This is a genomic window from Streptomyces sp. E11-3, from assembly GCF_046540415.1.
In the GTDB taxonomy this organism is placed as follows: Bacteria; Actinomycetota; Actinomycetes; order Streptomycetales; family Streptomycetaceae; genus Streptomyces.
In genome coordinates this window covers 1,431,322-1,438,814 of sequence record NZ_JAZGRL010000002.1, presented here as the reverse complement: position 1 = coordinate 1,438,814, position 7,493 = coordinate 1,431,322, and the positions used below count along the sequence as shown (strand labels likewise).

Below are 7,493 nucleotides of genomic sequence, written 5' to 3'. Positions count from 1 at the left end.
CGCACCTACCCCTGCTACCCGTGCTACCCCTGCTGCTTGCCCGGGCGGCGGACCAGCGTGGCCCAGCGCTCCGCGCCCCAGTCGCCCAGACTCCAGCGCCCCTTGAGCGCCGCCCAGCGGTCGGCAGCCGCCCACGCCACCCGGACGGCCGAGCGGGGCGCGAGCAGTGCCCGCAGCCGCCCGGTCCGGCTCGTGGTCTCCCGCAGCCCGGTCCGCAGCCGCCGCACATCCTCGCCGAGACCCGTCGCCGGGCGCGGTTGCGGGGCGTACAGCACCTGCTCGACCGCCGCCGCGACCCGGTGCACGGACTCCGCCGCGGCCGTCCCCAGCTCCCCGATCCGGACGATCCGCGCGGCCGCCTTGCGCGGGGTCTGCGACTCGTCCGGCAGGATGCCGTAGTCCCAGGCGGTGTCGGTCACCTCAAGCCAGGCCGCCAGCGTCCGCGCGGCCGCGTCCGCGTCCGTACGCCCACCGGCGCCCAGCCGCCGCGTACGCACCCGGCTCCGCCACAGCAGCGGCAGCAGCGGCACCATCAGTACGGCAAGCACGGCCAGCGCCACGCCCACGATCGTGCCCAGCGGCGGACCGCTGCTGCCCTCCTCGATGTCGCCCACCGCCGCGGCGTCCTCGCACTCGTTCAGCCGCCGCAGCTCCGCGGGACAGTCGTCCGAGGCCTGGGCCGACGGCTCGTCCTCCGGGGCCACCGACTCCGACGGCACGGGCGCCGCGCTGTTGCTCGGGTCGCCCGAGGGGCTCTCCTCCAGCGTGTAGTCCGGTGCCGAGCCACGGGTCGGCGTCGGCTCGAACCGGGTCCAGCCGATTCCTTCGAAGTACAGCTCGGGCCAGGCGTGCGCGTCCCGCAGCCCGACCGACATCGCGCCGTCCGAAGACGGGGAGCCGGGTGTGAAGCCCACCGCGACCCGGGCCGGGATGTCCAGGGTCCTGGCCATCGAGGCCATGGCGAAGGAGAAGTGGACGCAGAAGCCCTCCTTCTGCCGCAGGAAGCGGCTGATCGCCTGCGAACCGCTGCCCGCCTCCACCTCGGTGTCGTAACGGAACCCGCCCTCTGACGCGAACCACTCCTGGAGCTTGACCGCGCGCTCGTAGTCGTTGGCGGCCCCCCGGGTCACCTGCCTGGCCGTGGCGAACACGTCCTGCGGCAGGGAGTCGGGTACGGCGGTGAACTCACGGGCCAGTGACTTGGGCGCGGGCGGGGCGGCGGCGAGCTGCTCCGCGGTCGGTTGCACGATCAGGCTGTCCACCTGGTACCGCTTGCCGCGGGTGGTCTGCCCGCGGTCCCCGACCAGGGTCCGGCCCATGGGCTCGAACCGCCAGCGCCCGTCGATGTCCACCCGGGTCGCCGGGTAGGGCATCGGCAGCCAGTCCTGTGCGTACCAGTCGGCCGCCGAGATGGTGGTCTGGACGGTGGTGGTACGGACCCGGCTTTCGAGCCCGGGAGGGCTGGGGAACGGCGACGGCACATCGCGGATGTTCCGCTGGGCGGGCTTCCAGGCTGTGCCGTCGAACTGGTCGAGGGAGACGATCCGCAGATAGAGGTCCTTGGTCTCCTCGGAGTTGGTGCGGTACGTCAGGACCTCGCGGTCGTTCGGCTGGTTCAGGCTGTTCTGCAGCGAGACCAGCGGGTTCACCGCGGAGATGGTGCCGCCGCCGCTGCCCTTGCCGCCGCCCTTGCCCGCGCCGTCCAGCAGTCCGCCGTTCAGGGCGGGCAGCGCCGCGGGCACGGCCAGGGCGATGCCCAGGGCCACGGCACCGATGCGCCGGCCGGTGCGGACCGGCGCGACCGCGCCGCCGCCCGCCGCCAGCCCCGCGGCCATCGCGTCCGGCCGCTGCGAGGTACCACCGAAGACCCGCCCCCACTGCGAGAGACGGTCCCGCCCCTCGGCCAGGAGCAGCAGCAGATAGCCCGCGGCCGCCAGCAGGAACCACACCCAGCCACCGGAGCCGTCCGAAAGACCCGCGGCGACCGAGTACAGCGCGAGCAGCGGCAGCCCGGCCGGGGCCGCGCTGCGGAACGTCACCGCGAGCGCGTCCACCGCGAGGCCGATCGTCAGCACCCCGCCGATGAGCATCAGCTTGATGCCCTCGGTGAGCGGCGCCGGGATCGAGTACTGCCCGACATCGTCCGTACCGGCCTGGAACAGCGCCCCGAACTGCTGGAAGGCCTCCGGGCCCGGCACCACGCCGACCAGCGCCTGGCCACTGGCGAACATCGCCGTCAGGATCAGCAGGGTCACCAAGGCCTGCGCCGCCACCGTCAGCGGCCGGGCCAGCGGCACCCGCCGGGCGACGGCACCGACACCGGTCTGGATCGCCAGGAGCACGGCCGCCTGCAGCATCCAGGTCGCCTTCTCGACCAGCGGCACCAGGGCACACGCCGCCATCAGTGTGGCCGCCATGGCGCACAGCGCGAGTCGCGCGCGACCGCTCATCCCCAACCCCCCGTAGTCGTACCTCCCATGGGCGCCGGACCGGCGCTGGTGCGCTGCCGGTCCGCGTCCCGCCACAGCGCGCCCAGATCCGCGCCCGGAGGCACCCCGACCGCCGTCCAGCCCGCCTCACGCAGCATCCGCAGCCGCGCGTCCAGCTGCGGCGAAGGACCCTCGCCCCGCACCCAGGCGGTGCTGTCCAGGACGAAGGCGACCGCCGCTCCGCTGCGCTGCCGCATCCGGGCGACCACGGCCGCCTGCTCCTCGTCCAGATCGCCGAGGAAGGCCAGCAGCAGCCCTTCGTTGCCACCGCGCAGCACGTCGTACGCGGGGGAGAGCCCCGCGCCGTCGGAGTGGTCGATCACCGCGAGGGTGTCCATCATCAGCCCCGCGGCGTCCGCCGACTCCTGGCTCGCCCCCGCGAAGCCGTCGGAGCCCTCGCCGGGCACCGAGTTGCCGGTGTCGGTCAGCAGCCGTACCGAATAGCCCCGTTCGAGCATATGGACCAGTGCGGAGGCGGCACCCGAGACGGCCCACTCGAACGCCGAGTCGGGGCCCGCGCCCTGGTGGGCCACGCCACGGGTGTCGAGGAGCACCGTGCAGCGGGCGCGCTGCGGCTGCTCCTCGCGCCGTACCATCAGCTCGCCGTACCGCGCGGTGGAGCGCCAGTGCACCCGCCGCAGATCGTCGCCGTGCCGGTAGCCGCGCGGAATGACATCGTCCTCACCGGCCAGCGCCAGCGAGCGCTGCCGCCCGTCGCCGTACCCCGCGGCCTCCCCGGAGAGCCGTACCGGGGGCAGCGGTGTGACCCGGGGAATGACCGTCAGGGTGTCGTACGTGCTGAAGGAGCGGGTCAGTTCGCACATGCCGAACGGGTCCGTCAGCCGCAGCTGCAGTGGCCCCAGCGGATAGCGCCCGCGCAGATCCGAGCGCACCCGGTACGACACCTCGCGGCGCCCGCCCGCCTCCACCCGGTCCAGGACGAACCGCGGCCGGGGCCCCAGTACGTAGGGGACCCGGTCCTGGAGCATCAGCAGCCCCGTGTGCAGCCGCGATACGTTGTCGATCCGCAGATGGACCCGGGACTCCGAGCCCGCAGGCACCCGCCCGGGCGACAGCCGACGCGACCCGGCCACCCGATACCGGGTGCGGTACAGCACGACCGTGCACACCAGCGGCAGCACCGCGAGCAGCAGTCCGACCCGGAGCAGATCGCCCTGGCCGAGCACATACGCGCAGACGGCGGCGGCGGCCCCGGCGGCCAGGAACGACCGGCCCCGCGTGGTCAGCCCCGCGAGCGCGGTCCGTACGGCGCCCTTCTCCCGGTCGGCTGCCGGGACCCCGGCCCCTGCCGGTGCCGCGCCGGCCGTCATCACAGCCTCCGGGCGCCGGGCTGCTGCTGGCCGTAGCCCGCGGCGGGGGGAACGCTGCCGTAGGCGTTGCCCGGCGTCGGCGCCTGGGGCACCGGGGTGCGCTGCAGGATCTCCAGGACCACCTGCTCGGCGGTGCGCCGGTTCAACTGTGCCTGTGCGGTGGGCAGCAGCCGGTGGGCCAGGACCGCGACCGCGAGAGCCTGCAGATCGTCCGGCAGGGCGTACTCCCGGCCGCTCAGCGCGGCCGAGGCCTTCGCGGCCCGCAGCAGGTGCAGGGTCGCACGCGGCGACGCGCCGAGTCTGAGGTCCGGGTGGTTGCGGGTGGCCGCGACCAGGTCCACCGCATAGCGGCGCACCGCGTCCGCGACATGCACCGCACGGACCGCCTCGATCAGCTTGACGATCTCGTGTGCGTGCGCCACCGGCTGCAGGTCGTCCAGCGGCGAGACCCCGCCGTGTACGTCGAGCATCTGCAGCTCGGCCTCCGGCGTCGGGTACCCGATGGACACCCGGGCCATGAACCGGTCGCGCTGGGCCTCGGGCAGCGGATAGGTGCCCTCCATCTCGACCGGGTTCTGCGTCGCCACCACCATGAACGGGTCGGGCAGCTCGTACGACTGCCCGTCGATGGTGACCTGGCGCTCCTCCATCGACTCGAGCAGCGCCGACTGGGTCTTCGGCGACGCGCGGTTGATCTCGTCGCCGATCACGATCTGCGCGAAGATGGCGCCCGGCTTGAACTCGAAGTCCCGCTGCTGCTGGTCGAAGATGGACACCCCGGTGATGTCCGACGGCAGCAGGTCGGGTGTGAACTGGATACGGCGCACCGAGCAGTCGATGGACCGCGCCAGTGCCTTGGCGAGCATGGTCTTCCCCACGCCCGGAACATCTTCGATCAGCAGATGCCCCTCGGCGAGGAGCACGGTCAGCGAAAGCCGTACGACCTCCGGCTTGCCCTCGATCACACCCTCCACCGACCTGCGGACACGCTCCACAGTGGTGGTCAGATCAGTGAGGCTCGCTCGATCTTCATAGGTCGTCACCCGGCCCTCCTCGGCCCTCGCGCGGGCCGTGTCCTCTGTTACGAACCGGCCCTCCCCGAAACACGGACACCACGCGCGAATAGTTCCGGCGGGATGTCACACACGCATTCTTGTTGGCCGTACCGCGTTGTGTCACTCGCCTGTGGATAACTGGCGCCGATATGTCAGGTTCAGAGCCCTTTTCCGGGTATGTCGAGTCGCCGGTCGGGTCACCGGTCGAGCCACCGGTCGGGTCACTGGTCGCGGTGGATCTCCCGCAGCAGACCGGTCGAGACGTCGAAGACGAAGCCCCGTACGTCGTCGCGGTGCAGCAGAAACGGCGACGTCCGCACCCGCTGCATCGACTGGCGTACGTCCTGGTCGACATCGCGGAACGCCTCCACCGCCCACGGCGGGCGCTGCCCGACCTCGTCCTCCAGCTCGTGCCGGAAGTCCTCGGTCAGGTTCTCCAGACCGCAGTTGGTGTGGTGGACGAGCATCACGCTGCGGGTGCCCAGGGCGCGCTGGCTGATGGTCAGGGAGCGGATCACGTCGTCGGTGACCGCACCGCCCGCGTTCCGGATGGTGTGACAGTCACCCAGCGCGAGGCCGAGCGCGTCGTGCAGGTCGAGTCGGGCGTCCATACAGGCCACGACCGCGACCTTCAGTACGGGACGCGCGTCCATCCCGGGGTCGGTGAACTGGGCGGCATAGCGCTGGTTCGCCTCCACCAGGCGGTCTGTGACGGTACCGCCGGCGGGAGGAGCACCGGCCGGATCGATGGGAAGCGAAGTCGACATGACTCGAAGGTAATGCGCACGGATCGTCCAGGCCCGCTGTGAGAAGGGACAAAGAACGTCAACGGACGTGGTTGTGAGGTATTCCACACGCCAAGGCCGACCCGGTCCGCACGGGTGAACGGCGCGACGCGCGACGCGCAGATCCGCAGCGTGGCCGGAGATTGACCGGGGGACGGGGTGGACTAAAGTGACGCGAAGCGGGAGCCGCAAGGCCGACAGGGCCCAGACGCTCCCCGCTGGACGGTAATCCCGGAGACTCCCCGCGAATCTCCCCACGTGTGCGGCGCGTACGTACGGCTCGGCCTCCTCCCGCTCCCGGTCGGCTGACGCCCTTCCGGCGCCAGCAGGCCTCCCCTTCTTCGAGCGGGCGGGGACCCGGCGGTGCGTACGCGCGGCGCCGGATCTGAGAGGGCGCATTGAGCCACACCCGACACGTCCCGGTCATGCTCCAGCGGTGCCTGGACCTGTTGGCCCCGGCGCTCACACAGCCCGGAGCGGTCGTCGTCGACTGCACCCTGGGCCTCGGCGGACACAGCGAGGCCCTGCTCAGCGCCTTCCCCGAGGCGCGCCTGGTGGCCCTGGACCGGGACAAGGAGGCGCTGCGCCTGTCCGGGGAGCGGCTGGCACCGTACGGCGACCGGGCCACGCTGGTGCACGCGGTCTACGACGAACTCCCCGATGTGCTCGACCGCCTCGGTATCCCCGCCGTCCAGGGCGTCCTCTTCGACCTCGGCGTCTCCTCCATGCAACTGGACGAGGCCGACCGCGGGTTCGCGTACGCGCAGGACGCGCCGCTCGACATGCGCATGGACCAGACGACCGGGGTCAGCGCCGCCGACGTCCTCAACACCTACGCACCGGGCGAGCTGGTACGGATTCTGCGCGCGTACGGCGAGGAGAAGCAGGCCAAGCGGATCGTGGCGGCGATCGTACGGGAGCGCGAGAAGGAGCCGTTCAGCAACAGCGCGCGGCTGGTCGAGCTGATCCGTGACGCGCTGCCGCAGGCCGCCAAGCGCACCGGCGGCAACCCCGCCAAGCGCACCTTCCAGGCGCTGCGTATCGAGGTCAACGGTGAACTCGCCGTCCTGGAGCGGGCGATCCCCGCGGCCGTCGCGGCGCTCGCCGTCGGTGGCCGGATCGCCGTCCTGTCGTACCACTCACTGGAAGACCGGCTGGTCAAGCAGGTCTTCGCGGCCGGCGCCGCCACCACGGCGCCGCCGGGACTGCCGGTGGTGCCCGAGCGCTACCAGCCGCGCCTGAAGCTGCTGACCCGTGGCGCCGAACTCCCCACCGAGGAAGAGGTCGCCGAGAACCGCAGAGCCGCCCCGGCCCGGCTGCGCGGCGCGCAGCGCGTCAGGGAAGACGTGTCGTGAGCGGCGGGCAGCGCCCCGGGGGGCGGGTCGCGCTGCTGGGGCGGCTGCTGCCCACCGGGCCCGCGTCGGCCGCGCGGATGCCGTTCGTGCTGCTGGTGGTGATGCTGCTCGGCGGCGGTCTGATCGCGCTGCTGGTGCTGAACTCCTCGCTCAACGAAGGGTCGTTCCGGCTGAGCGACCTCAAGAAGAAGACCACCGAGCTCACCGAGGAGCAGCAGGAGCTGCAACGCGACGTGGACCGTTACTCGGCCCCCGGCGCGCTGGAGCGGCGCGCTCGTGAGCTGGGCATGGTGCCCGGCGGCAACCCGGCTTTCCTGGACCCCGACGGCACCGTACGCGGCACTCCGGGCGGGGTCCGGGACCGCCCCTCGGCGGTTCGGCAAAAGCCCGCTGCGCCGCCCGCCGCCGCACCGCCCGCGCCCTCGGCCACCCCCACACCGACCGCCTCGCCCTCGCCCGCGCAGCCCGAGACCCCCGA

At 72.6% G+C, this 7,493-nt stretch carries 6 protein-coding genes; 2 read left to right on the top strand and 4 right to left on the bottom strand.

Features of this window, described 5'->3' with window-relative positions:
- Positions 1-23: 23 nt before the first annotated feature.
- From U9R90_RS25575 to U9R90_RS25560, 4 genes are all read right to left on the bottom strand, one after another.
- Entirely contained in the window at positions 24-2,450 is a 2,427-nt protein-coding gene (locus tag U9R90_RS25575) for a DUF3488 and DUF4129 domain-containing transglutaminase family protein (RefSeq protein ID WP_411059022.1), read from the bottom strand.
- Complete coding sequence (locus U9R90_RS25570; RefSeq protein WP_411059021.1) at positions 2,447-3,820, bottom strand: DUF58 domain-containing protein; 1,374 nt, start codon at positions 3,818-3,820, stop codon at positions 2,447-2,449. The genes U9R90_RS25575 and U9R90_RS25570 overlap by 4 nt, the downstream gene beginning before the upstream one ends.
- Positions 3,820-4,863 carry an AAA family ATPase gene (locus U9R90_RS25565; protein ID WP_411059020.1) on the bottom strand — a complete coding sequence of 348 codons (1,044 nt, stop codon included), beginning with the start codon at positions 4,861-4,863 and terminating at the stop codon, positions 3,820-3,822. Before U9R90_RS25565 ends, U9R90_RS25570 begins: the two co-directional genes overlap by 1 nt.
- Positions 4,864-5,096: 233 nt before the next feature.
- On the bottom strand, positions 5,097-5,642 hold the full coding sequence (locus tag U9R90_RS25560; RefSeq protein ID WP_411059019.1) for a beta-class carbonic anhydrase: 546 nt from the start codon (positions 5,640-5,642) through the stop codon (positions 5,097-5,099).
- A 416-nt stretch (positions 5,643-6,058) separates the two neighbouring features.
- Between U9R90_RS25560 and rsmH the strand changes: the two genes are divergently transcribed.
- Positions 6,059-7,015, top strand: a complete 957-nt coding sequence (gene rsmH / locus U9R90_RS25555) for a 16S rRNA (cytosine(1402)-N(4))-methyltransferase RsmH (RefSeq protein WP_411059018.1) — start codon at positions 6,059-6,061, stop codon at positions 7,013-7,015.
- Positions 7,012-7,493 (top strand): FtsB family cell division protein (locus U9R90_RS25550; RefSeq protein ID WP_411059017.1); only part of this gene is annotated, 482 nt, incomplete at its 3' end. The genes rsmH and U9R90_RS25550, both read left to right, overlap by 4 nt.